Raw genomic sequence first — 21,508 nt, 5'->3', positions numbered from 1 at the left:
TTCATTACCTGCCGCGCCCGATCCGGGCCGGCATCCGCGCGATCCTGGAACTCATTTGCCGTGTGCTGCGCAATGCACTGCCGCCGTGGCGTTCGAAGCGGCGCCCGGCGGCGGACCCGATCCCGGAGCCGCCGCCGATGATCCCGTCCCCTGCCCCGCCGGTCAGAAACGCCATGAACTTCATCGTCAGCACGGGCATGACAGCGGCCATGAGCAGGCACAGGATCCCGGCCAGAAACTGGAACGTCGTGTTCGACGTCGCCGAGATCACGAACCCCATCTTCAGCACCAGTGCAGACAATGGTTTGGCTATCAGCAACGCCAGAGCCGTCGTGCCGAAGCCCTTGAAAATGCCCTTCGCTGCTTCCAGCGGCTGGCTCATCGCCGCGATCGGCAGCAACGAGGCCAGCACGATCAAACCCAGCATCCGGAACACCATGAACGCCGCCAGCAAAAGCGCAATGATCCAGATCACGAAGATCAGGATGACCGGGACGAGAATCGCTCCCGGGTTGTTCTGGTCTTTCGCCAGAGCCCACTGCTGGTAGTTCTCATCCAGCACCACGGACTTTGCGGCCGGATCCCAGGAGAGGCCGAACAACGCCAGCACCGTGGTGGTGACCGCGTCCTCGCCGTCGTTGTTCCCGGCAGCCAGGATGTACACGGAGATGTTGTCCATCACCTGGATCAGGGTGAACATGATCCCGGCCAGAATGTAGGTCGCCGGGATCGCGAACACCGCTGTGGCGCCGGCCCGGATCAGGCCGACAGTGGAAGAGCGGAAGAGACTGACAACAACCTGCGCGGCAACAAGAATGACCATCACCGGGGCCATGACCTGCACCAAAAGCGTCAACATGCCGGGATACACCACCGTGGTGACCTGGCCACCGACATGGGTGTTGACCGTCCCGCCGATCACAGAGACCCACCAGTTCGAGTTCATGTCCGTCGAACTGAAAGCGCCCTTGATCACATCGAAAACGCTCGCCGCGAACCCCTGGATCCCGCCGTCGAAAAACTTCTGGATATCCTCTGCCGGCCCCATCGGTGCCAGCGCCGCGAACCTCACCGGATCAGCCCAGCCCCAGCAAAGCACCGGCGGCCGCGGCGACCGGTGCCGGCGCCAGGGAATTCGTTGTAGCCCAGAACACCAGCCCGCTGACGGAGCCGATCACCGCGGCGCCCAGTAAACCCCAGACCAGGATCATGAAGCCCGTGGACTGCGCACCGGACATCGAACCCAGCTTCCCGGCCACCAGCAGAACAACACCGATAATCAGCACGATCACCAGCAAAACGATGCACGTCACCATCACACCACCGGCAATATCACGCAGCACCGGCAACCACGGAGCCGTGTTATTGGCAGTGACCTTCGGATCAATCCCCTCCGCCGGAACGGAGACCAACAACTCAGTCAAAACACTCATCAGATACATACCCTTCAATCAGTTTTTGCACTCGGATGTGTTGCGGGGAGCTACCTCGATTTGCGATCCCCCGGCATAGACCTCAACCTTCGAACACGGATCGGCTACGTGGTTCTCAGAGGTGCACTGGGGTCCCTTTGGCAGCCAGATGACGCTGCCCGTGTTCTTGTACTTTTCGCTGTCTTCATCGGAGAGCAACGACTTCATCGCTCCGGCAATGTCATCTTGGTTGAACAGGCCCGCCCCTAGTTCAACCCTGCTTGCGCACGTCGATTTGGCCGGCTTTTTGGTGATCTCGACGGTTGGCTGCTGTGCCCCGGCAGGCATGAGGTTGAACTTCCCGAGACCGGAGCCCCAGAAGATCAGGCCGCCGACGGATCCGATGATCGCGGCACCGAGGAAGACACGGCCGGACCACATCAATGACTTGGCCTGGGCGTTGGAAAGAGCCGTCATCTTGCCGATCACGAACAAGGTCACTGACACGATCGCGGAGATGACGACCAGCACGATACAGCCGGTCAGGAACTGTCCCGCGAAATCCCGGAGCCCCGCCAGATAATCCGGTGACTGGTCGGGGCTCACCGGTTCCGGTGCCAGCGGAAGCTGGCTGAACCCGGTGGCGATGCCTTCAAACATTGGTTTCCCTTCCGCCGGCAAACTGTTGTGCTGCCGGCATGTCTATGGAAGGTTCATTGCCCTGTCCCGCAGCCGTGTGTCAGAGCACAAGAGAAGACGGCCCCTGCACCGGCGGCTAAATGCGCCAGGTGCAGAGACCGTCCGTGGAGGATGGGGTGTGAAGCGGGTCTCAGCGTTTGAGCTGCAGCGGCCTGATCATGTCTCCCAGCCACGGTGCGCCCGGTTCGAGGCGGTTCAGGTGTACCCGGTAGTCGCCGTCGTTTGTCGGGACGCTCGCCCATACGAAGTACGGGTTGGACCGGTCCTCATCCAGCCGCGGCTGGCCGGTAACCGAGGTGGCCGTGAAGTACTTCAGATCAGCGCGGGACCATGCCTGCTGTGCCCGGGGGGTCAGCAACGGTTTGATCCGTGCCTGCCACTGGGATGAGGTCAGGGTGGTGGCGGTGAACGAACGCATCACATCATCGGCCGCGACCAGCGCGGCACGTTCGGCATCAGCGTTCCATGCCGGCTGGGCCGTCTCGACACCCTGCCCCTGCATCGGCGGGGCCGGATTGCCGGTAAACGGCGGCGATACAGACGCAGACGCCGACCCGTTGCCCGGCGCCGGTTCCCCGGTGGTCCCCGTTACCGTTCCGGTGGGCTGCGCGGCAGTTTCCGGAGGTGAGGTGACGTCCACGACCGGCCCGCCCCCGCAGCCGGTCAGGAACACCAGCGCCAGGGCTGCGCCGAGCACGGCAGCTGGCATTGCCCAACGGTCGGGCTTCCGGGCGGCTGTGGTTTCGTTCGTCATCATGGTCATGTCCGTTCCGTGTTCATCCGGCTGGGGGTTCATCAGGCTTGGGGTTCAGCCGGCTTTGGGCAGGTGCAGGAAATTATCCGGTGCACTGTTGGCCCGTTTGATCGTGTAGTACTTGTGATCGTCCGGCGGGAACCCGAAGTTATAGCCTTCCTCGATGAAGGACCCGTCCTTGAGGACTTCCTTCACAATGGCAACGTGCCCGTAGCCTGCGGAGGAGGCATTCGCGTTCGCGGGCCCGTACCAGACCACGGCACCGACAGTGGGTGTCTTATCCACCGGCCAGCCCTTGTTCTCCCATGCGGCCCTGTAGTCACGCGCATCACCCAGGACGCCGCCGTCCGGACGGAAGTTGCCGTTCATGATCTTCCACGGCGCTTTCGTCACACCGAACTGCTGATTCAGCCGCCACATCACAAAGTCCACACACTCACCGTGGAAGGCGTTGAACTCCGATTGGGACCCCGCCGGGCAGCCCGCGTAGCCGCCATTGGCGTTCAGGATGCAGTGCGGCAGGTCCTTGAAGGGGTAATCATCATTCCCGCTGGAAGTGCCGGTCGCAAGATCACAGTCCCCCGAACCCTTATCGTCGCCGGCGGTGACAGCGTCCGTGCCGTCCTTGGCCGCGAACTCGTTCGCGAACTGCCTGATCCGCGTCACATACTGGGCGGTTTCACCGTTGTCCGGGATCCCGCCGACAGCGGTCACCCCACCCCAGCCCGCGTTGTAGCCGGCCAGGGCCAGATCCACCGGGTCCCCGGCGAACCCCGAGGCCTTCGCCTGCTTCAGCAGCTCCCCCATGAACCGGCCCTGGGCGCTGATACCGGCCTGCGGGTCGGACGGGTCTTTTCCCTGCCCGTAGCTCGCCCATGTGCCCGGCATGAACTGGGCGATGCCGCGGGCCCCGGCATGGGAGACGGCCTTGGGGTTGAAGTTGCTTTCCTGCCGCAGCTGCCCGGCAAGGATCGGCGCCGGGATACCCGAGGCCTTCGCGGCTTCCCTGATCGCCTCGACGTACTCCGCAGGGACCTTACCGGCGGCCAGGCCGGCCCCGGGCAGAGGTGCCACGCACGAGGACGGGTCCGTCGAGGCGCCAGCCCTCCCGCCGGACACCGCGCCGAGGACGACAGCGACCAGCAGCGACGCCGCGAACAGGATCGTGATGAAGAACGCGCCCCCGGCCCGGCTAAGCATCTTCATCGGTTGCCGCCCAACACCACAACGCACCACGTCAAAATGACGGCGATCACCGCGATACCCAGCACGGCCCGTGTCAGGGCACTGCGTGAAAACCACGCCGCGGCCCTGCCCCTGACCGTTGTCCGGTCAAAGCCCGTGGCACCATCCTGCGGCGCCGCGGCGTCCACCGTGTCCTGCATGGCCCCGAGGATCCTCTGACGCGCCGCACGCCGGGCCAGACGCTTCTGTTCACGCTTGCCCGGCTGCTGGGCGGACATCATCTCCTCCAACTGCGCACGCTGGGCGGACATCATCTCCTCCAGCTGCGCACGCTGCCCGGGACTGAATCCGTCCTCCTGCCGTCCGGTGCCGTCCATGTTGAAAGTCATGCTCTCCCCGTTGCCTGTTGCCGGTGTTGTCACTGGTGGTTCGCTTCCGGACCCGCTCAAGCTGTCTCAACACCTTCCAGGACGGTCCGGGCGACCTGCAGGAGCCAGTGCGCCTCGACGACGTACTGCCGGCAGGTGTTCAGCGAGTACCCGGTCACCTCTGCCATCGATGCGGCAGTGACCTTCCCGAACCCGCCGGCACGGACCACCGCGACGGACAACGCACGCGCCCACGAACCGTCCTCGTTGCCCTCCGCCGGCAGACACCCCAGCAGCGTCCCGACGGTCACGGGGTCCCCGGCGGACCGGGCTGCCACGGCCTTGCGGACGACGTGGGCGCACCGGACGACTTCCCGGCGGGAGTCCCGGAGCGCCTCCTGCGAGATGCCCAGCGCCGCAGAGGCTTTCGGAACGCTGCCCTGGTAGACCATCCATAACGCCGCGACCCGGCGGAACGACTCCGGATTAGCCACCAGCTTCTCCGTCAAAGCCAGGATCTGCCGGGACTCCGCACTGGCCGCCAACCGCTCGACAACCTCTTGGGCGAAGTCATCCTCCACGAGATTCAACGCCGGGTCAGGCCCGTCGGATTCACCCTCCAGCCGGCCCTGCAGCCGGCCTTTGGCCCCGGCCCGTTTCGCGTGGTCATAGGCCCGGCGCTTGGCGATCGTCAGCACCCAGCCCTGCACATGCCCCAGCTCCGGATCAAACGAACCAGAGGCCTTCAACGCCGACTCCGCCGTGTCCGCCACGACGTCGTCCACATCCTGCCCCAGCCCGAAACCGGCCAGAATGTTCCACACGGCGCCCCGCGTCTTCGGATGCATGACAGCCTCCGCGATTCGCGTCTCCATGCCAGTGATCCCCCTGCCCTGACCAGCCGACATCAGACCTGAACACCGCCGGAGACCGTGCGTGGACGCTCAAGAACCCGCGGCCCGCTGCGCTTCGCGGCCCTCTCGGCCCGCCACGCCGCCAGCTCATCCCCGCTCATCGGTGCCGGCTCCAAAGCCGTCGCGGCGACAAGGTTTTCCGTCCGGCACGCCGGGCAATGATCCGCCGCGTACTGGCCATGATCCGGTTTCGGACACGGGGTATCGCCCGGTCCCAGCAAGGCCCTGGACCGCGTCACCACGGCGAACCCGGCAGCAGCCGTTGCGCCGCCGGCAGCGGGCGCCGCTGGTCCGGAACCGGCCGGTGCTGGTGCGAACCGGTCCGGGTCGTTGAGAACGCACTTGACGATGAACGCCGACGGATTTGAAACCTTCGCCGTCGCCCTGGACAGCGCCTCATCGATGACCCAGACCAGCTTCTCGGACCGGCACGGGCCAAGGACCGGCTCCAGCCGGTGCTTGAGCCCGGCCAAGTCCACTCCCCGATGCTTCGCAGGCTCATCATCAATCACCGTCACCGGAACGACCTCAGCGGCAGGTGCCGTTTCGCGCCCGGACTGATGATGATGACTTAAGTCATCATGAGGTTCCTTAAAGGAGGCGTTTACACAATTTGCACTTAGGTCCGACGTATTTTGCACTTTGGTGGAGCCTAAGTGCAGATTCTGCACTACTGGTTTTCCGGGGTTTTTGCCCTGCCCCGTGGGCCTAAGTGCAGATTCTGCACTACTGGTTTCTTGCGGAACTTGCCCACTGGTTTCCTCCAAGGAAGGCTCACCTGCAGGCCCCTCATCGGGCCTAAGTGCAGATTCTGCACTACTGGTTTCTTGCGGAACTTGCTCGGTCAGGTTCGCTAACGCTTCCTTGCGGAATCGCTCGGCTTGAGCCTTGCGTTCCTTTGTGGACACCGCACCCCGCCACACCGGCGACGCATGCTTCCTGTTCTCCAGAAGCAGGAAGAACAGGTTCGCCGCCCTCGAGCCGTCCTGGTGGTGGTTCCGCTCGCACACCACCAACCCCAGCTCGACCAGTTCCTTGATAGCGGCCACCAGGGAGCGTTGAGACAAGCACGTCTTGTGGGCCAGATACTCGTACGAGGGGAAGAGATAGCCGTCGTCGTCGGCCGCATCAGCCATGGTCACCAACACGAACTTGGCTCCCTGCCGAAGCTCCTTACTGAATGCCCATGTCAGGGCTTTCGAACTCACAGGATGCCTCCGATCTCTGCTCGTCTGCGGGCACGGTCTGCGTTGACCTCATCAAGAAATTCTTGGGGCACCGCCCTTTCGTGGGCGGTGTTCCCCAGCTGCAGGCACAATGCCCGGTCGTGTCCGGCCTCCGCCACGGCGGCGCTGTCCGGCAAGGACGTGCTTTTCACCAGGCCCTTCACCATCAGCTCGGCCAGAGCGGCCTGGACCCTCCCCTGCGGCTCACCAGTCAAATGTGAGAGATACCCGTGGCTGAAGACGACAAGTCCGGCATCGTCTGCGTCATGTGCAAGCCTCAGAAGAACATTCCACGTCTCCGCGGATACCTCCTTCTCAAACGCCCATGCCATAGCTTTTGTGCTCACGCGTTGGTACCTTCCTTCAACACTGCACCGGCAAACAGGGCAGGCTGGGTGGCTTTCAAATCGTTGAGGCGGGTCCGCCCGGTCCGTTCAGAGACGTTCAGGAATTTCGCGGCGGCCTTGCCCGTCGGCTGGGTGCCGGCGCTCAGCTGGGCGCCCACCCATTGCTCCAGATCCATAGCCTTCGGCTTCCGCCCGACAACACTCAGAGAAGGCCGGGGTGAAACATTAAGGGCAGGAACAGGGGCAACATGGGACGTCAGCCCATCGCTGGAGGTTTCCGCCGGTACTGCGGGAACTGATTCCGTGGACGGCGCAGTGGCGGCACCAACAGGAACAGGCACGGCAGGCTCATCCTGTGTGACGGGCAGGGACGCCCGTACGGCCTCACCAGCTGTGCTTTCGGCGGCAAGCCATGTAGCCGGCACATGGGCGACCTCAGCCTCGGGCAGAGGCTCACCACCGCTACCAGGGCCATCCGGTGCAGTGCCGACAGACCCTACGGTCAGTTTGGCGGCAGGCTCCCCTGCGTCCGGCCTGCCGATCACCAAACGGCCCAGCTGCTCTGTAGCTGCAAACACGGCCAGCGGAGCCAGTGAAGCAATCGCCGCACCAATGATCTGCTGACCGAAGTCCGGGTGCGGGATCGACAACGCGTGGGCCGCATTGGCCACCATGGAAAACACCGTGAACCCGCCCAAGGAAATCCAGGACGCCCACGTCCGCTCCCCACGGTGCCGGTGGATCAACACCGCCAGCGTGTAGGCAAGGATTGCAACGTCGATGAACACAGGGACAGCCCAGCGCAGCCAGACCGGCAATCCGGCCCACGCCGCGACCTCATGCAGGCCAGTAAAGGAGACCATGAACGAGGCCACAGCCAGGAACCCGACGAGGCAAACGGTCAGCCACAGAGTGGCCATGGAATCCGGATTGATCCGGTCAGTCTTACGATCTATCCCGGGCGTCATGACGCAATCCCCTTAGCCAAATATTCCGTCTCAAGGAGCGGGAACTTACTTGTCAGCTCAACCACTGCCTGTACACTGAATCCGTTGATGAAGATCTTCTGTTTCGTAGATGTTTGTTTGGAAACAGCCCCTGGGAGTCCAATCCGGGGCTGTTTCCATTTAAGGCCGGCGCTTCCGGGAATGCAGCGCATCCAGGAACCTCCCCAACTCATCCACCGCATCCGTGACCACGGCAGTCAACGCCACCGCATCATCGACATCGCCGGAGAGAACCTTGACGTCGATGGCGGTCAGCACATGGGAGAGCGCCAGTACGCCGCGTGAGGCGTCGGCAGCAAGTTCCGTCAATGTCTCCGCATCCGCGTCATCGTCGACAGTCAACGCCGTGGGATCCAGAGTGATTTCCCCTGCCAGCTTGATGACCATTGGCAGTGGTGAATCCAAAGATCCGGTCAACCGACGAGCGGCAGCTTTGCGCTCACGTGCCGGCTTCGACGTAAACACGGACGGCGACAACGCCGCGATCCCCATCTCCGACGGCGACATATTCAACAACGCATCACTCAACGGAACATCCTCAAACAACGTCAGCGCAGGGCGTTGAGGACGCGGAGGTGCCGTTTGGCGATAGGTTTTTCCGTCAGTACCGATCACTCGTGGCAACTCGCTTTCATTTTCAGGTGTCCCATTTGGGACGCCTGAAAATGTTGGCGCCGCCTCGCTTAGTTCGCGTTCGACCGTCCCGCGTCCCATCCCGGTCCCTGAGCTGATCGCACGAATGCTCATCCCCGCTTCACGCATGGACATGATCACGTTCTGACGCTCTTCGCGAGGAGGTTGGAGTGCCAGATTTCCGAACTCACCTTGGCAGTACGCATCCCAGGAGCTATAGCCCATCGGCGACCACGCTCTGCCGCGGTATGCCGCAATGATCAATGTGTACGAATGCTCAAGAGCAACCCTGATCTGCCGGGTCAGCTCCCGCGCATCAGACGCTTCCAGAACACCTTCCTCGGTGTCCTCGACAATCTCAACAGACGCACTCACGCTGATTCCACCCTCGAGCCAGGATCTTCGTCGAGTCCAGCGAGGAGAATCGCAACCGGGACTCTTAGGTAGGCGCCTAGACGAACCAGCTCCGAAACCTTGAACTCAGCCCTTCCACTCATCCGCGAAGAAAAGGCTGTCTGAGAGAGCCCGATGGCATTAGCGGCCCGTGACTGCGTCACGTCATGTCGGCCAAGCTCTGCCGCAATGTTTGATCTCAACACTTTTCTAGAGTCCATACGTGAAATATATTCGCACAGCGAATATTTTGCAACAGGATTCTTTCGTGTGGCGAATATTTTTCGCGTGTTGCTGGATTTACTGGCTCCGGGCGCATACATTAGAGGCATGACAACGACTCCACATACAGCACGATCGACCGCCGCGGTCAACAACGAGGTCGGTGCTGAAGTCCGCGCGTGGATGGGGCGTCTCGGTTTCCGTCAGAAGCACCTGGCCGAGGTGTTGGATGTCAGCCAGACTGCCATCTCCCAGCGGTTGAACGGCAAGGTCACGTTCGGCATCGATGAACTGCAAATAATCTCAACGTGGTTTGGCATTACACTCGGGGATTTGCTCGGTTCCGGTGTCTTGAATGCGAAAAATCCCCGCCCTCACGTGGAGGGCGGGGATTCCGGTGCTGAGCTCCTCCTGCTGGACTTGAACCAGCAACCCTTCGATTAACAGTCGAATGCTCTGCCAATTGAGCTAAGGAGGAATGAAGCAGGTATGACATTAGCAAAGGTTTCCCGGGAATGGGAAATCGGCGGCGGCGCACCACGAAATACCCTCCCCGGGTATAAAAAAATCCCCGTTCCGGAGACCCGGAACGGGGATTGTGCGCTCCTCCTGCTGGACTTGAACCAGCAACCCTTCGATTAACAGTCGAATGCTCTGCCAATTGAGCTAAGGAGGAATGAAGCGGGTACCAGCCTAGCAAAGTCCCCGCAGGGAGTGAAATCGGCGCGTTTCAGGCGTCCGAGCGCAGTGCCCGGCGTTCCATTTCGAGCATCATCAGTTCCCTGTTGAGCCGCTGGAAATCCTCCGGGTTCGCGGCCGGATCCAGCCGTTGCAGCTGGCCCATCTTGTCCGCCTTGACCCGCGTGATCTGGAGCTCGAACAGCCGGGACAGAATGTCCTTGCAGTACTTCTGGACGGCTTCAGCGGTGCTCGCGGGAAGCGGCACCACAGCAAGCTCGGACACCAGCGGCCGGAGGGGTTCCGGGACTTCGTGCATCACTTGTTCCACCCAGCGCAGGGGCTCACCGATAAGTCCGGGACCCGAGGCGCGCATGGCGTCGTGCACGGCCTGGAACGCCGGCGTGACGAACCGTGCGGCCGCGAAGCGCTCCCAGATGCCGCCGCCCAGAAGGGCGGACTCCTGCAGCGCCACTTCCAGCGCCTGCCGCTCCATGGAGGCCACGGGGTCGCGGGGGTCGGGCCGCTGGTAGGAAGGGACAGCGCCCGACGTCGGCCCGGCAGCCACGCCGGGTCCGCCCGCTTGGGCGGAACCCGCCGCGGCGGACGGCATCTGACCCGGGGCGCCGGCGGGCGTCCCCGGTGCAGCCGGCCCGCCCGGGGCGGCACGCTTCATGGCGACGCCCACAGCCCGGCTGACGTCTTCAACCGAGATGCCGAGCCAGCCGGCCAGTTCCCGGGCGTATGCGGGCCTGATGCCTGCGTCGCGGATCTGGGCCACCACCGGAGCCGATTCGCGCAGCGCGGCCACCCTGCCCTCCACCGTGTCCAGGTTGTGGCGCCTGAGCGTGGCCTTGATGGCAAACTCGAACAGCGGCCGGCGCGTAGCGATCAGGTCCCGCACGGCGGCGTCCCCCCTGCTTTGGCGGAGGTCGCAGGGGTCGGCGCCGGTGGGCTCCACCGCCACATAGGTCTGGGCGGTAAAGCGCTGGTCTTCCTCGAAGGCGCGCAGTGCCGCCTTCTGCCCGGCGGCGTCACCGTCGAAAGTGAAGATGACCTCTCCCCCGGTGCCGTCGTCGGACAGCAAACGGCGGGCGATCTTAATGTGCTCGGTGCCGAATGCCGTGCCGCAGGTGGCCACCGCCGTCGGAATTCCCGCCAGGTGGCAGGCCATCACGTCGGTGTATCCCTCCACCACCACGAGCTGGCGGTCTTTGGCGATGCTGCGCTTGGCGAGGTCGATCCCGTAGAGCACCTGGGACTTCTTGTAGAGCGTGGTTTCGGGAGTGTTGAGGTATTTGGGGCCCTGGTCGTCCTCATACAGCTTGCGGGCGCCGAAGCCGATTGTGTCGCCGGCGATGTCGCGGATGGGCCAGATGAGCCTGCCACGGAACCGGTCATAAATACCCCGGTTGCCTTCGGAGAACATCCCCGTCAGCTTCAGCTCCTGGTCCGTGAAGCCACGGCCGCGCAGGTGCTTCAGCAGCGCATCCCAGCCCTGCGGTGCGTAGCCCACGCCGAACTGCTCCGAGGCGGCGCGGTCAAAGCCGCGGCCGAACAGGAAATTCCGGCCTTCGGCGGCTCCTGGCGTCAGCAGTTGGGCGCGGAAGAACTCATCGGCGATTTTGTGGGCATCCAGGAGGCGCTGGCGCTTGCCCACTTCCTCACGGTTGGGGCCGGTGCCGCCGTCTTCGTAGCGCAGTTCGTACCCGATGCGGGCAGCCAGCTTTTCCACGGCCTCATGGAATGAGGTGTGGTCCTGTTTCTGCACAAAGGCGATGACGTCCCCGTCTTCGCCACACCCGAAGCAGTGGTACCTGCCCACCTGGGGGCGCACGGTGAATGACGGTGACCGCTCGTCGTGGAAGGGGCACAGGCCCTTGTAGGTTCCCAGCCCGGCACCCTTGAGCGTGACGTAGCCGTCAACCACTTCCTTGATGTCCGTGCGCTGGCGTACTTCGTCTATGTCTTCGCGTTTGATCAGGCCAGCCACAGAGCCATCCTAGTCCCGGGGTCCGACAGCGAACGCGTCGCTATGGCGTTAGTCACCACAACGACGGCAGGCTCCCCACGAGCCGTTCGTACATAGCCAGCGCCGAGCCGTCTGTCAGCGACGCCACCTGGTCGATGACCACCCTGAGCCGTGCGCCGTCGTCGGGCGCGTCCCGCCAGTCAGCCGCGAACATCGGCTCCAGGTGGCGGTCCCCCGTGGCGTTCAGGGCGGTGACCAGCGCGTGCAGCACCTCGCGCTGGCGCTCGTAGATGGGCTGGCGGTGTTCGGTGGTCATCACAAACGTCGTGGCCAGGCCCTTCATGACCGCGATCTCCATAACCGTCTCGTCCGGGACCATCAGTTCAGCGCTGTACCGCGTGAGGTTTTCCGGGCCGTAGACAGCACGCGTGGTCTCCAGGGCGCTCTGGCAGAACCGGCCGATCAGCTGGCTGGTCATGTTCTTCAGTGCGGCCATGGATTTGCGGCTGCCGTCGGCCTCGCGGACCCACACGTCGGTGGCTTCCAACCGGGCCAGGGCAGCGTCGATCGCGGCGGGGTCGTTGTGCGGAAGGTACCACTGCTTGGCGTAGCCCACCACGCGGGCCCGGTGGTCCGGGTTGTCCATCCAGCGCAGCTGGAAGTGCCCGGCCACGATCGCGTCCTCGACGTCGTGCACGGAATAGGAAATGTCGTCGGCCAGGTCCATAACCTGGGCTTCCAGGCAGGAGCGGCGTTCCGGCGCACCCTCCCTGATCCAGTTGAAGATGGGCAGATCGTCCTCGTAGGCGCCGAACTTACTGGTGCGCTGGCCGTGGATCACCGGCGCGTTCAGCGCGGACCAGGGGTATTTCGCCGCCGCGTCCAGGCTGGCCCTCGTGAGGTTCAGGCCGGCCGGGCGCCCGTCGGTAGTCAGGACCTTGGGCTCCAGCCGGGTGAGGAGCCGGAGGGTCTGGGCGTTGCCTTCGAAACCGCCGATGGCATGTGCCACCTCGTTCAGGGCCGACTCACCGTTGTGTCCGAACGGCGGGTGCCCCAGGTCATGGCTCAGGCAGGCGGTGTCCACCACATCCGGGTCGCAGCCCAGGGCGCGGCCCAGTTCCCGGCCCACCTGGGCCACTTCGAGGCTGTGGGTCAGGCGGGTGCGGACGAAGTCATCCGTATCCGGCGCCACCACCTGCGTTTTCGCGCCGAGGCGGCGCAGGGCCGAAGAGTGCAGCACCCGGGCGCGGTCCCGCTCAAAATCGGAGCGGTAGTTGTTTTTTGGCGGTTCCTCCACCCAGCGGGCGGAATCATGGGCCTCGTAGCCCGGCAGGGCCTGTGCCGTGGTGCGCGTTTCAGCCACCGGAAACATCCAGTTCCGCGGCGGAGATGTCCTGGGACTGCGCCGCGTTCAGGGCACGGGATTCCAGCCAGTCCTTGGGCAGCGCCGGCTTTTTGGGCGATCCTGCCCTGCCGCGCGGGCCCTCGGCATCCACGCCGGGGTACGGCGAGTCAAGGTCCAGCTGGTCCAGGGTCTCGCGCAGCACCTCCAGGCTGGTCACCATGGCCAGTTTGGTCCGTAATTCGCTGCCCACCACATAACCCTTGAAGTACCAGGCCATGTGCTTGCGGATCTCCCGCAGGGCCTTGCCCTCATCACCGAAGGTTTCCACCATCAGCCCGGCATGCCGGTAGACGCTCTCGGCCACCTTGTGCAGGTCCGGCTTGTGGCGGACGTCGCTTCCCTCGAAGGCCGCCATGAGGTCACCGAACAGCCACGGGCGTCCCTGGCAGCCGCGGCCCACCACCACGCCGTCCACGCCGGTTTCCCGGACCATGCGGACGGCGTCCTCCGCGGACCAGATATCGCCGTTGCCCAGGACAGGGATGTCCGGCAGGGCTTCGCGCAGGCGGGCAATCGCGGTCCAGTCCGCCTGGCCGGAATAGAACTGCGCCGCGGTGCGGCCGTGAAGCGCGACGGCGGCCACCCCGGCATCGCGGGCGATCCGGCCGGCGTCGAGGTACGTCAGGTGGTCATCGTCGATGCCCTTGCGCATCTTGATGGTGAGCGGGACATTGCCCTTGGACGCTTCCTTTACCGCGGTCTGGACGATCGAGGTGAAGAGATCGGTCTTCCAGGGCAGGGCGGACCCGCCGCCGCGCCGGGTCACTTTGGGAACGGGGCAGCCGAAGTTCAGGTCGATGTGGTCCGCGCGGTCCTCTTCGACCAGCATGCGCACTGCCTGGCCCACCGTAACCGGGTCCACGCCGTACAGCTGGACGGAGCGGACTTTTTCGTCGTCGTCGTGCGAGATGATGCGCAGCGATTCGGGGGTGCGTTCCACGAGAGCGCGCGAGGTGACCATCTCCGCCACGTACAGGCCGCCGCCGTATTCACGGCACAAGCGACGAAAGGCGGAGTTGGTGATGCCTGCCATCGGAGCCAGGATCACGGGGGTGTCCACCGTGATGGGGCCCAGCTTCAGGGGCGGGAGTTCCAGCTTGGGGGCGGGAGGCGTTGCGGTAACAGTCACCTGTCCATTGTCGCAAAGGCGGGCAAATCGGTGGGCCGAGGCCTTTCTGGTCCCGTGGCTTCGTTCAGCTGCCGTTCAGCCGAGGTCTGTCCGGCGCCCCCTCCGGGTGGTGGCGGGATCGGCGGAATCTTCCGTGGACTGCCGCGACCGCCTCTCGAAGGCGGCTGCTGCGAGCGCACCGGTATCGCCGACGTCGTCAGCGTTGATGGAGGCGGCGCCCGAGGTGCCATAGGGGCGGCGGTCTTCGTCCGGGACGCCAATGGCGGACTGACCCGCCGTCCTGACGCCGGTGGCCTTAACCACCAGCACGGCGATAAGGGTGGTTACCGGGATGGCGAGGACCAGACCGATGGAGCCGACGAGCGTGCGGATGACTTCTTCGGACAGCTCGGCGCTGGTCAGGGTGTCCCCCAGCGGCCGGTCATACAGCATCACAATGATCAGGATGGGCAGGGCCGCGCCGGCGTAGGCGAACGCGATGGTGTAGACCGTGGAGGCAATGTGGTCCCGGCCGATCCGCATGGCGGAGGTGAAGAGCTTGCGGGCGCTGGTGCCGGGGGCCAACTCGTAGAGTTCCCAGACGGCGGACGATTGAGTGATGGTGACGTCGTTCAGGACACCAAGCCCCGAGATGATCAGGCCGCACAGGATCACCCCGGAAATGGAGATGTTGGCCGAGGTATTGATCAGGGTGGTGGCGTCATGGCTGCCCACTCCGGCGAGGTTGGCGGCGTCGGTGGCCCAGGCCGCCAGCAGCGCTGTGATGGCCAGGCCGAACATGGTGCCCAGCAGCGCTGTGGACGTCCGCGCGGAGAAGCCGTGGGCAAAATACAGGACCCCGATCATGATCACCGTTGACCCCACCAGCGCCAGCAGCAAGGGAGGTTTTCCCTCCACCAGCCCGGGCAGCATAAAGCCGGCAAGGACGAAATACGCGCCCACCAGGCCCAGCAGTGCCCGGAGTCCGCGCCAGCGCGCCACCGCGATGACCACCAGCGCATAGAGGAGGGCCAGGATCACGATGGGCAAGGTCCGGACGAAGTCAACGAAGATGTACGCCGGGGACCCCTGCGACGCCGCGGCGCCCTGTGCGTTGGAAAGGTTCAGGTACCTGATCTGGTCCCCCGGTTTTACGCCGTGGGATTGTGCCACTTCCGGATTGATCACCACTTTGACGGGGCTGCCGCCCTGGTCCGGTTCCGTAAAGGCAAACATGCAGTCGGAGCCGGCGGGGGCGGGCTGGCCGCTGGTGTCTGAGGATTGGCCGGGGGCGGTGGAGCCCTGCATGCAGCTTTCTTCCACGACGCTCTGGATCTTGCCGGTATCGAACGTGACGCCGGGCGCCGCCGAATAGGGGCTGGCGAGGGAGATGCCGTCCTTGGACCCGGACGGCCACAGCATGGCCATTCCCGCCAGGGTCAGAAGGGTCAGCGGCACCAGCACGCCTGCCAGGATGCGGTTTGCCTTCCGGCGGGCAGCAATCGCCTGGGCCGTCGGCTCCGAATGATCTGTTGAAACGTGGGTGTGACCGGAGCCCATCAGCAGTTGAACCTCATACCTTGAACTCTACGTCCGGCGCCTTAAGGTTGGTAAATGGCAGGAACCGGGAGGGACCACGCGTGACGGACCGCAGGACTGAATTCCATACCAACGAACCTGCTGCGAGGCGGGAGGCGGCGCTCACTGTGCTGGCGGCCGCCGGGACAACGCGGGGCGTGGCACTGGTCCTGCACGGGGGCAAGGCACACAGCTTTGAGCCCGTGGAGGCCCGCCACCTGAGCCCGCTGCGCATGGTGACGTTCGCCCGTCACCTGCACCGTGCCGGGAAGGACCACGGGCTGGCGGTGTGGTCCCTGCGGAACAGCGTGCGTGGCTGGAACGGGCCGGACAGGTCCGCACTGCAGGATGCCCGCTGGGCCCTCCAGCAAATCAGTGCGCAGCACCCTGGGGTTCCCGTGTATCTGGTGGGGCACTCGATGGGCGGACTCACCGCCGTGAGTGCCGCCGACGATCCGCAGGTGGACGCCGTGGTGGCGCTGGCCCCGTGGCTCAGCCCGGAGACACCCGCCACCCCGCTCGCCGGACGCAAGGTCCTGATTGTCCACGGCACGGGAGACCATATGACCAGCCCGTCCCAGTCCTTGGCGTTTGCGCGCCGAGCCACCGGGACAGCAGCCTCCATGCAGTATGTTTCGCTGCGCGGTTCTGGGCATTTTATGGTGCGCCGCGGCCGGCTGTGGCACACGTTGGCCACCGGTTTTGTGATGAAGGCTTTCGCCGTGCGCACCGGATTCACGCACCAGGCCTCGAGCAAGCTGGCTGAGCTGGTGCCCGGGTCCGCCGCTGAGGTGGCCCTGTGAGCCCTTTTCCCTGGCCGGCGTTCGCCGCGTCGTTGCCCTGGACAGCACTGGCAGTCCTGGCGGTCCTGGCGCTGACGTTTGGCGTGGCCGTCCGGCAGGGCCGGCACTCGGTGATGGACATCGCGTGGGGCCCCGGCTTCGTTGCGGTGGCCGTGGTGTCCTGGTTCCTGTCGGCCGGATCGGGCGATGACACCCGCCGCGCCTTGTTGCTTCTGCTGACGGCGGTCTGGGGGTTGCGGCTGGGCGGCCATATTGGCTGGCGGGCGCGCGACGGACATGAAGACCCGCGCTACAAGGCCCTGCTGGACCCGGCGCCCGGATCCTGGAACGCGTTTGCGCTCCGCCGTGTCTACCTGCCGCAGGGCCTGGTCATGTTTTTTGTGTCCCTGACGCTGCAAGTGGGGATGTTCGCCACCGGGCCTGTGGGGTGGGTGGCCGTGCTCGGCGTCCTGCTGTGGGTGACGGGGTTTGTGTTCGAGACCGTGGGCGACTGGCAGCTGGCCCGGTTCAAGAAGGATCCATCCCGCCGCGGCACGGTGCTGGATACCGGTTTGTGGCGGTACACCCGGCATCCCAACTATTTTGGCGATGCGGCTATCTGGACGGGGCTGTTCCTGATCGCCGCGGACTCCTGGCCGGGCATGCTGACCATCCTGTCACCAGCCCTGATGGTGTGGACGCTCGCCGGGAAGACCGGGAAGCCCCTGACTGAAAAGGCGATGTCGGGCCGGCCCGGTTACCGGGAATATGTTGAGGGGACCAGCGGCTTCATCCCGTGGCCGCCCAAACGCCGGTGACCTCCCCCAACTAGGTAGCGCTAACTGTCGTTATGAGCCCTCATAACGACAGTTAGCGCTACCTGGTTGGGATGAGGGGGTCAGTCCGAGACGATCAGCGTTTCGGCGCCGGCCTGGCGCGCTTTGCCGGCTTCCAGCAGAGGCTCGACGGCGGCACGCAGCGCTGCCATCGAATCGTCCAGTTCCAGCATGACCGGGTGCTGGTACGCGAGGAGCGAGAGCAGGTCACGGACGGCGGCTGCGGCGTCGTCCGCTTCCAGCGCGGGCTCGTGGCCCACAAACACATCCGTGGCCTTCGCGCCCTGCGCCGACGCATCGGCCGTCGGGTCCTGGGCTGCCTCCGCATAGCTCACCGCAAAGGCCCGGATCCGGCCCTTCTTGCTGGGGGAAACCCCGGCGCCAAAGGCCGATTCCGGCTCGGCGCGCAGCACCAGCGCACCGTGGGCGCCGGTGAGATCATCCAGGAACAGCTTCTGCACCTGCCCCACCGACAGCACGCCCGGCGAATCCCAGCCGTGGATCGACGTGTAATACCGCCCCACGACGTCAGTGAGCTCAACCGAGCCGGTAGCGAGGTCCATCACGACGTCGGAACCGGCGTTTTCGTCGTTGGCCGGCCCGCCGCCGTCGTTCTTCGCAGGGAACACCGGCAGCTTCAAGGCGCCCGGCTCCACCACCACGAGCCGGGAACGCTGGATGGGCGCGAGCCCGAACGCCTCGGCGAACGCGGCCCCCGGACTGCCCGGCTGCACCTTCGCGCGCAGCCTGGTAACGCCCGACGGCGCCTGCTCGGCTTCGCGGCGCAGCATGGTCAGGAGCGTGGCACCGATGCCGGCGCGGCGGTGATCGCGGGCCACCTCGATGTACGTCCACAGCCGCTCCGGGTGCAGCGAGGCTTCGTAGACCACGCCCGCCGCCACCGGAATGCCAACGCCGTCAATGACGTCCTCGGCCACGATGCAGCGGCGCCACGGGGTGCCGTCCGTGCCGGCCGAGGAGACGGCCAGGGCGCCGCGGAACTGCCGGGCCTGTTCGGTCTCCGGGCCGCCCCAGATTTCCAGCAGCGTCAGGTCATCGCCCTCATACCATTCACGGTATTCGATGGCCATTCTCAGGCGCCTATCAGGCGGGCGGCCAGGTAGCCTTCCACCTTGTCCAGCGAGACGCGTTCCTGGCTCATGGTGTCGCGTTCACGGATGGTCACGGCCTGGTCCTCGAGGGTGTCGAAGTCCACGGTGATGCAGAACGGGGTGCCGATCTCATCCTGGCGGCGGTAGCGGCGGCCGATCGCGCCGGCGTCGTCGAAGTCGATGTTCCAGTTCTTGCGCAGCTGCGCGCCCAGGTCCTTGGCCTTCGGCGAGAGGTCCTCGTTGCGGCTCAGCGGCAGCACCGCAGCCTTGACGGGTGCCAGTCGCGGGTCAAGGCGCAGGACGGTACGGACGTCGACGCCGCCCTTGGCGTTGGGTGCCTCGTCCTCGGTGTACGCGTCCACCAGGAACGCCATGAAGGAGCGTGTGAGGCCCGCGGCCGGCTCGATCACGTACGGGGTGTACCGCTCGTTGGTGGCCTGGTTGAAGTAGCTCAGGTCCTGGCCGGAGGCCTTGGAGTGCGTGGAGAGGTCGAAGTCGGTGCGGTTGGCGATACCTTCGAGCTCGCCCCATTCGGAGCCCTGGAAGCCGAAGCGGTATTCGATGTCCGTGGTGCCCTTGGAGTAGTGGCTGAGCTTGTCCAGCGGGTGCTCGAAGAAGCGCAGGTTCTCTTCCCGGATGCCCAGGCCGGTGTACCAGGACATGCGCTCCTTCATCCAGTACTGGTGCCACTCTTCGTCCGTGCCGGGCTCGACGAAGAACTCCATTTCCATCTGCTCGAACTCACGGGTGCGGAAGATGAAGTTGCCCGGTGTGATCTCGTTGCGGAAGGACTTGCCGATCTGGCCGATGCCGAAGGGCGGCTTCTTGCGGGAGGTGGTCAGGACGTTGCTGAAGTTCACGAATATTCCCTGGGCCGTCTCCGGGCGCAGGTAGTGCATGCCTTCGTCGCTGGCCACCGGGCCGAGGAAGGTCTTGAGCAGGCCGGAGAACTCCTGGGGTTCGGTCCATTCGCCGCGCGTGCCGCAGTTGACGCAGGCAATGTCCTTCAGGCCGTTCTCGGCGGGGCGGCCCTTCTTTTCCTCGTACTCTTCCTCGAGGTGGTCGGCACGGTAGCGCTTGTGGCAGGAGAGGCACTCCACGAGCGGGTCCGAGAAGACATCAACGTGGCCGGAGGCTTCCCATACCTGGCGGGGCAGGATGACGGAGGAATCCAGGCCCACCACGTCCTCGCGGCCGCGGACCATGGACTGCCACCACTGGCGCTTGATGTTTTCCTTCAGCTCGGCGCCGAGGGGTCCGTAGTCCCAGGCAGAGCGCGAGCCTCCGTAGATTTCACCGGCCTGGAACACAAAACCCCTTCGCTTGGAAAGGGAAATGACCTGGTCGAGTACGGATTTTGCTGCCATGGTGGACTCCAATTTCTACAGGGCCGCTGGGTGCGGTCCGCGGGTATCTGGCCCCGCTGCACGTGGGTGCATCACCGCTGGGTGCGGGCGGGGCGGGCGAAGGAACAAGTTGCAGAGAACTGCGTGTCCTAGCCTACCGGCCGCTGCCTCCGGAAGGCGCCCCGCGGCCACGGCAGTGTGGCCAGGATGATGGCGGCCAGCGTCAGCAGTGTGCCCAGCACGGTGGCCGGGGCCACGACGCTCCCGGGGGCCGGCACCACGAGGTCCAGCCCCAGGGAGCCAAGGAGCTGTCCGGCGATCATGCCGAGCCCGGTCACCAGCACGCCCAGGCTGCGGACCAGCAGCGCACCCAGGCCGATGAACACACAGCCCATGGGCCCGCCCAGGTAGTACCACCACTCGGCCGGCAACGGATTGCCCGGCCCAAAAACAGCCACCTTGACGGCCAATGCAATCCACAGGAACACCGAGCCGGCCATGAAGTTCACCAGCGTGGCGGCGACGGGCGAACCGTAGTGGACCGTAGCCGTCCCGTTCATGGCCTGCTGGAAGCTCATCAGGAACCCGGCCAGGACAGGGAGGATCAACGGCAGAATCAAGGTTTCCAGCCCGCCGGCTCCGTCCGCAGGAGCGCCCGGGGAGCCCGGCGAGCCGGCCAGCCGCGGCGAAACCGCCCACGCCACGGCGGCGACCGTCAGCACGCAGCCGATGATCCGCATGGGAGTCACGGCCCTCTTGCCGGCCGGTCCGATGCCCAGCCGGTCCACCAGCAGCCCGCTCAGGGTCTGCCCCGTCACCGCGGCGACGGTAAACAGTGCCACGCCCAGGATGCCCACGGTGAAGGACTGCGCGAAGACAAATAGGGCACCGATGCCGCCGGCCAGCACGTACACGGGCGGGAAAGCCCGGGTCCGGACCGCCGGCAGGATCCTGGCGAGGCCGGCGCGGCCGCTGGGTAGGATCAGGGAGATCAGGATCATCACCACCAGGCCGGTGCTGAAACCCACCACGGCCGCGGCGATTCCGTCGTTGAGCCGGACGCCGAGGGCCCCGTTGATCCGGCCCTGGACGGGAATGGCCAGTCCCGCGCCGACGGCCAGCGGGAGCCCCGCGAAGCGCGGCAGCCGTGGGGTGTGGGTCATCGGATTCACCTTACGTCAGGCATTATTACTTGTATGAGCAACCAGGACATTCAAGAGATCCCCATCCGCGACAGCATGATCCGCCTTGGCCAGCTCCTGAAGCTCGCCAGCCTGGTGGAGGACGGTGTGGAAGCCGCTGAGCTGATCAAGAACGGACTCGTCAAGGTCAACGGCGAGATCGACGACCGCCGCGGACGCCAGCTGCACAACGGCGACACCGTCACCGTCAACGGGCAGACCGTGCAGGTCGTGGCTCCCGAAGCCTGATTTAGCAGCAATGCAGTTTACTTAGCACGGGTGTGTTAATGTTTCGGCATGGCGCGTAGTGGATGGGTGACCCCGGAGGGTCCGGAGCGGTTGAGTGACCA

22 protein-coding genes and 2 tRNA genes are annotated in these 21,508 nt (G+C 65.0%); 4 read left to right on the top strand and 20 right to left on the bottom strand.

The window, feature by feature from the left end; genetic code table 11:
- Positions 1-4: 4 nt before the first annotated feature.
- The 11 genes from ACVWY0_RS17660 to ACVWY0_RS17610 all read right to left on the bottom strand — a co-directional run bounded on the left by ACVWY0_RS17660 (position 5) and on the right by ACVWY0_RS17610 (position 8,920).
- Entirely contained in the window at positions 5-1,072 is a 1,068-nt protein-coding gene (locus tag ACVWY0_RS17660) for a hypothetical protein (protein WP_160679651.1), read from the bottom strand.
- A 4-nt stretch (positions 1,073-1,076) separates the two neighbouring features.
- Entirely contained in the window at positions 1,077-1,433 is a 357-nt protein-coding gene (locus ACVWY0_RS17655; protein ID WP_160669373.1) for a hypothetical protein, read from the bottom strand.
- 18 nt (positions 1,434-1,451) lie between these two features.
- A complete protein-coding gene (locus tag ACVWY0_RS17650) occupies positions 1,452-2,072 on the bottom strand; it encodes a hypothetical protein (protein WP_485837820.1) in 621 nt (206 codons plus the stop codon).
- Between the two features lie 169 nt (positions 2,073-2,241).
- Positions 2,242-2,907 (bottom strand): hypothetical protein, encoded by a 666-nt coding sequence (locus tag ACVWY0_RS17645; RefSeq protein WP_485837819.1) that lies wholly within the window; start codon positions 2,905-2,907, stop codon positions 2,242-2,244.
- Positions 2,908-2,919: 12 nt separating this feature from the next.
- Complete coding sequence (locus ACVWY0_RS17640; RefSeq protein ID WP_485837818.1) at positions 2,920-4,071, bottom strand: CHAP domain-containing protein; 1,152 nt, start codon at positions 4,069-4,071, stop codon at positions 2,920-2,922.
- On the bottom strand, positions 4,068-4,439 hold the full coding sequence (locus tag ACVWY0_RS17635; RefSeq protein ID WP_485837817.1) for a hypothetical protein: 372 nt from the start codon (positions 4,437-4,439) through the stop codon (positions 4,068-4,070). The genes ACVWY0_RS17640 and ACVWY0_RS17635 overlap by 4 nt, the downstream gene beginning before the upstream one ends.
- 56 nt (positions 4,440-4,495) lie before the next feature.
- Positions 4,496-5,293, bottom strand: a complete 798-nt coding sequence (locus ACVWY0_RS17630; RefSeq protein ID WP_485837816.1) for an RNA polymerase sigma factor — start codon at positions 5,291-5,293, stop codon at positions 4,496-4,498.
- Positions 5,294-5,325: 32 nt separating this feature from the next.
- Positions 5,326-6,540: a helix-turn-helix domain-containing protein gene (locus ACVWY0_RS17625; RefSeq protein WP_485837815.1), complete on the bottom strand. Its 1,215-nt coding sequence runs from the start codon at positions 6,538-6,540 to the stop codon at positions 5,326-5,328.
- The gene (locus ACVWY0_RS17620; RefSeq protein WP_485837814.1) at positions 6,537-6,905 is read right to left on the bottom strand and encodes a hypothetical protein; all 369 of its coding nucleotides are present in this window, start codon (positions 6,903-6,905) and stop codon (positions 6,537-6,539) included. The genes ACVWY0_RS17625 and ACVWY0_RS17620 overlap by 4 nt, the downstream gene beginning before the upstream one ends.
- Entirely contained in the window at positions 6,902-7,873 is a 972-nt protein-coding gene (locus tag ACVWY0_RS17615) for a DUF2637 domain-containing protein (protein WP_485837813.1), read from the bottom strand. Before ACVWY0_RS17615 ends, ACVWY0_RS17620 begins: the two co-directional genes overlap by 4 nt.
- A gap of 159 nt (positions 7,874-8,032) precedes the next feature.
- Positions 8,033-8,920, bottom strand: a complete 888-nt coding sequence (locus ACVWY0_RS17610; RefSeq protein ID WP_485837812.1) for a hypothetical protein — start codon at positions 8,918-8,920, stop codon at positions 8,033-8,035.
- Between the two features lie 153 nt (positions 8,921-9,073).
- On the opposite strand from ACVWY0_RS17610, the gene ACVWY0_RS17605 reads away from it, so the two are divergent.
- Positions 9,074-9,604 carry a helix-turn-helix domain-containing protein gene (locus tag ACVWY0_RS17605; RefSeq protein ID WP_485837861.1) on the top strand — a complete coding sequence of 177 codons (531 nt, stop codon included), beginning with the start codon at positions 9,074-9,076 and terminating at the stop codon, positions 9,602-9,604.
- On the opposite strand, the gene ACVWY0_RS17600 is transcribed toward ACVWY0_RS17605, so the two are convergent.
- The 6 genes from ACVWY0_RS17600 to ACVWY0_RS17575 form a co-directional block, all read right to left on the bottom strand.
- Positions 9,566-9,638, bottom strand: a tRNA-Asn gene (locus ACVWY0_RS17600). The genes ACVWY0_RS17605 and ACVWY0_RS17600 overlap by 39 nt on opposite strands.
- Positions 9,639-9,763: 125 nt before the next feature.
- Positions 9,764-9,836 (bottom strand) — tRNA-Asn (locus ACVWY0_RS17595).
- A gap of 54 nt (positions 9,837-9,890) precedes the next feature.
- Positions 9,891-11,831, bottom strand: coding sequence for a DNA primase (dnaG, locus tag ACVWY0_RS17590; protein ID WP_485837811.1), 1,941 nt, complete (start codon positions 11,829-11,831; stop codon positions 9,891-9,893).
- 52 nt (positions 11,832-11,883) lie between these two features.
- Positions 11,884-13,182: a deoxyguanosinetriphosphate triphosphohydrolase gene (locus ACVWY0_RS17585; protein ID WP_485837810.1), complete on the bottom strand. Its 1,299-nt coding sequence runs from the start codon at positions 13,180-13,182 to the stop codon at positions 11,884-11,886.
- Positions 13,166-14,344 carry a tRNA dihydrouridine synthase DusB gene (dusB, locus tag ACVWY0_RS17580; protein ID WP_485837809.1) on the bottom strand — a complete coding sequence of 393 codons (1,179 nt, stop codon included), beginning with the start codon at positions 14,342-14,344 and terminating at the stop codon, positions 13,166-13,168. Before dusB ends, ACVWY0_RS17585 begins: the two co-directional genes overlap by 17 nt.
- Before the next feature lie 75 nt (positions 14,345-14,419).
- Entirely contained in the window at positions 14,420-15,883 is a 1,464-nt protein-coding gene (locus ACVWY0_RS17575; RefSeq protein ID WP_485837808.1) for a YibE/F family protein, read from the bottom strand.
- An 80-nt stretch (positions 15,884-15,963) separates the two neighbouring features.
- Between ACVWY0_RS17575 and ACVWY0_RS17570 the strand changes: the two genes are divergently transcribed.
- Both ACVWY0_RS17570 and ACVWY0_RS17565 read left to right on the top strand, forming a co-directional pair.
- Positions 15,964-16,704, top strand: a complete 741-nt coding sequence (locus ACVWY0_RS17570) for an alpha/beta hydrolase (RefSeq protein WP_485837807.1) — start codon at positions 15,964-15,966, stop codon at positions 16,702-16,704.
- Positions 16,701-17,501, top strand: a complete 801-nt coding sequence (locus tag ACVWY0_RS17565; protein WP_485837806.1) for a DUF1295 domain-containing protein — start codon at positions 16,701-16,703, stop codon at positions 17,499-17,501. Before ACVWY0_RS17570 ends, ACVWY0_RS17565 begins: the two co-directional genes overlap by 4 nt.
- Before the next feature lie 80 nt (positions 17,502-17,581).
- Here ACVWY0_RS17565 and ACVWY0_RS17560 read toward each other — a convergent pair whose 3' ends face one another.
- The 3 genes from ACVWY0_RS17560 to ACVWY0_RS17550 form a co-directional block, all read right to left on the bottom strand.
- Entirely contained in the window at positions 17,582-18,610 is a 1,029-nt protein-coding gene (locus tag ACVWY0_RS17560; RefSeq protein WP_485837805.1) for a GNAT family N-acetyltransferase, read from the bottom strand.
- A gap of 2 nt (positions 18,611-18,612) precedes the next feature.
- Positions 18,613-19,998, bottom strand: coding sequence for a glycine--tRNA ligase (locus tag ACVWY0_RS17555; RefSeq protein WP_056348229.1), 1,386 nt, complete (start codon positions 19,996-19,998; stop codon positions 18,613-18,615).
- A 128-nt stretch (positions 19,999-20,126) separates the two neighbouring features.
- Complete coding sequence (locus ACVWY0_RS17550; RefSeq protein ID WP_485837804.1) at positions 20,127-21,140, bottom strand: DMT family transporter; 1,014 nt, start codon at positions 21,138-21,140, stop codon at positions 20,127-20,129.
- 33 nt (positions 21,141-21,173) lie between these two features.
- Here ACVWY0_RS17550 and ACVWY0_RS17545 point away from each other — a divergent pair, with 33 nt between their 5' ends.
- Entirely contained in the window at positions 21,174-21,407 is a 234-nt protein-coding gene (locus tag ACVWY0_RS17545) for an RNA-binding S4 domain-containing protein (protein ID WP_056348226.1), read from the top strand.
- Positions 21,408-21,508 lie beyond the last annotated feature (101 nt).

The sequence above is a fragment of the Arthrobacter sp. UYNi723 genome (genome assembly GCF_054057635.1).
The sequence above is the reverse complement of the archived record's forward strand: the minus strand, read 5'-3'. Positions and strand labels throughout refer to the sequence as shown.

Coding starts and splice junctions, on each gene's coding strand:
- ACVWY0_RS17655 (WP_160669373.1), bottom strand. CDS start 1,433: ATGAGTGTTTTGACTGAGTTGTTGGTCTCCGTTCCGGCGGAGGGGATT.
- ACVWY0_RS17650 (WP_485837820.1), bottom strand. CDS start 2,072: ATGTTTGAAGGCATCGCCACCGGGTTCAGCCAGCTTCCGCTGGCACCG.
- ACVWY0_RS17645 (WP_485837819.1), bottom strand. CDS start 2,907: ATGAACCCCCAGCCGGATGAACACGGAACGGACATGACCATGATGACG.
- ACVWY0_RS17640 (WP_485837818.1), bottom strand. CDS start 4,071: ATGAAGATGCTTAGCCGGGCCGGGGGCGCGTTCTTCATCACGATCCTG.
- ACVWY0_RS17635 (WP_485837817.1), bottom strand. CDS start 4,439: ATGACTTTCAACATGGACGGCACCGGACGGCAGGAGGACGGATTCAGT.
- ACVWY0_RS17630 (WP_485837816.1), bottom strand. CDS start 5,293: ATGGAGACGCGAATCGCGGAGGCTGTCATGCATCCGAAGACGCGGGGC.
- ACVWY0_RS17615 (WP_485837813.1), bottom strand. CDS start 7,873: ATGACGCCCGGGATAGATCGTAAGACTGACCGGATCAATCCGGATTCC.
- ACVWY0_RS17605 (WP_485837861.1), top strand. CDS start 9,074: ATGGCATTAGCGGCCCGTGACTGCGTCACGTCATGTCGGCCAAGCTCT.
- ACVWY0_RS17585 (WP_485837810.1), bottom strand. CDS start 13,182: ATGTTTCCGGTGGCTGAAACGCGCACCACGGCACAGGCCCTGCCGGGC.
- ACVWY0_RS17575 (WP_485837808.1), bottom strand. CDS start 15,883: ATGGGCTCCGGTCACACCCACGTTTCAACAGATCATTCGGAGCCGACG.
- ACVWY0_RS17560 (WP_485837805.1), bottom strand. CDS start 18,610: ATGGCCATCGAATACCGTGAATGGTATGAGGGCGATGACCTGACGCTG.
- ACVWY0_RS17555 (WP_056348229.1), bottom strand. CDS start 19,998: ATGGCAGCAAAATCCGTACTCGACCAGGTCATTTCCCTTTCCAAGCGA.
- ACVWY0_RS17550 (WP_485837804.1), bottom strand. CDS start 21,140: ATGACCCACACCCCACGGCTGCCGCGCTTCGCGGGGCTCCCGCTGGCC.
- ACVWY0_RS17545 (WP_056348226.1), top strand. CDS start 21,174: ATGAGCAACCAGGACATTCAAGAGATCCCCATCCGCGACAGCATGATC.